The sequence below is a fragment of the Moorena sp. SIO4A1 genome, from assembly GCF_010672065.1.
Classification (GTDB): Bacteria; Cyanobacteriota; Cyanobacteriia; order Cyanobacteriales; family Coleofasciculaceae; genus Moorena.
This window is the reverse complement of the sequence record NZ_JAAHHX010000588.1, coordinates 1-1,624: the sequence shown is the minus strand read 5'-3', so window position 1 is coordinate 1,624 and position 1,624 is coordinate 1. Positions and strand designations below refer to the sequence as shown.

The following is a 1,624-nucleotide window of genomic DNA, read 5'->3' as shown; positions in this document are numbered from 1 at the left end:
TGCCCAGAAGGTAACGGACGCGAGTGGCAGAAACACCAAGTAATTCAGCGGCTTGTGCGGTGGAAATCATCATGGGGAGTAAACCATTGCTTTAACGATATTATTAATGTAACACACGTTTTCTGAAAATGCCAGCATTTGGTAAAACTATTGCACTATCGCGATTTACAGAAGAACTGGATGGGTGCAATGGATGAAATGGAGTAATACAGAGAAGAGGGTGCTGAAAAACTATTGCATTGTCGCCATCTCAAGGAGTAGGGTCAACTGGGATTAATGAGTTTAATCGGATTAGTGGGATAAAAGTGTTATAAAAACTATTGCAGCGATGCAGAGGTGCGACCCGTGGCGAATTTAATTACGGGTCAAACGCACCATTACGGTCTTGGGAAGGCAGCGCGGTCTTGGGGAGGCAGCGCGGTCTTGGGGGTTTCCCCCATGAGCGACTGCCGTTCCCCCAGCGACTGCCGTGGTTTCCCCCATGAGCGACTGCATCAAGACATTTTCACAATTGAGTGCTCAGTGGGTCAGCTAAAGCTTGTAGGGTGGGCAAAAACCGTTTGGTTATGCGTGAGTATTCTAGATAATAGAAATTTGCCCACCCTACTTTAATTGGTATTTTTTTTACCGCTCAATCAGCGCATGAGGCAGACGGCTCCACTCATTCCACGATCCATCATAATTTCTCACTTTGGGATAGCCGAGTAAATACTTCAAGACGAACCAAGTGTACGCAGAGCGTGCACCAATCGCGCAATAAGGAAAAATTTCTTTGTCAGCTGTAACACCTCGGCTGCTGTAAAGAGCATGTAACTCTTCTACTGACTTAAATGTACCGTCCTCATTCAAGGTATGAGTATACTCAAGATGCACCGCACCTGGAATATGCCCTCCACGTTCAGCTCCTTCTGGCGGCTTGATCATAAATATCTCACCAGAATACTCTTGAGGAGTCCGCACATCTAGCACCACACAATCCGTTTTCTCTAAAGATGCTTGCACCTCTGCCTGGAGAACTCGTAAGTCAGGATTGGGAGAGGTTGCTTGATAAGAGGTGGGCGGAAAGTTTGACAAGTCTGATGTTACTGGACGACCTTCTGCCACCCATTTCTGATGACCACCGTTAAGGACATACACTTTTTGATGTCCAAAGAGCTTCAGAAACCAGAAAATAAAAGCTCCTGTGCCTGGGTAACTACCATAGGCAATGACGGTCGTTTCTTTGGAAATTCCTGAGCGCGACAACAGTTTCTCAATCGCAGTGGGGTCTAAATTCATTCCAAAGTCGGGCATGGAGAGATCAGTGGGGAAATGCCAGAAAATAGCCCCCGGAATATGAGTATCTTTGTAAGATTCTGGACTCATATCAACTTCAACCACACGCACCATCGGATCTTCTAGATGATCCATCAGCCATTGTGTATTGACCAAAACTTCAGGGTGAGCGTATTGAGACATCGGTTTTCTCCTAATATTGAGGCTAAAGGTAAGATTAGGGGAGGCAGTTTGGGTTGCCCAGTACCCGATCGAGTACACTTTTGGTCATCACGGTCATGACGAGTTCCTTGCAGTTTTTATTTAAAGCCATTCATCAGGTCAAGGATGAAGCAGACTTGCGATCGCG

The 1,624-nt window shown here is 46.2% G+C and carries 2 protein-coding genes and 1 pseudogene; all 3 read right to left on the bottom strand.

Features of this window, described 5'->3' with window-relative positions:
* Nucleotides 1-73 (bottom strand): annotated as a pseudogene (locus F6K53_RS40950) (DNA-binding protein); the annotation flags it as partial.
* 281 nt (nucleotides 74-354) lie between these two features.
* Nucleotides 355-495 (bottom strand): hypothetical protein, encoded by a 141-nt coding sequence (locus tag F6K53_RS40945; protein WP_293073659.1) that lies wholly within the window; start codon nucleotides 493-495, stop codon nucleotides 355-357.
* 129 nt (nucleotides 496-624) lie between these two features.
* Nucleotides 625-1,458 carry a sulfurtransferase gene (locus tag F6K53_RS40940; RefSeq protein WP_293085985.1) on the bottom strand — a complete coding sequence of 278 codons (834 nt, stop codon included), beginning with the start codon at nucleotides 1,456-1,458 and terminating at the stop codon, nucleotides 625-627.
* Nucleotides 1,459-1,624 lie beyond the last annotated feature (166 nt).

Bases quoted from the DNA above. Each gene is read 5' to 3' on its own strand.
- F6K53_RS40945 (WP_293073659.1), bottom strand. From the start codon at position 495: ATGCAGTCGCTCATGGGGGAAACCACGGCAGTCGCTGGGGGAACGGCA.
- F6K53_RS40940 (WP_293085985.1), bottom strand. From the start codon at position 1,458: ATGTCTCAATACGCTCACCCTGAAGTTTTGGTCAATACACAATGGCTG.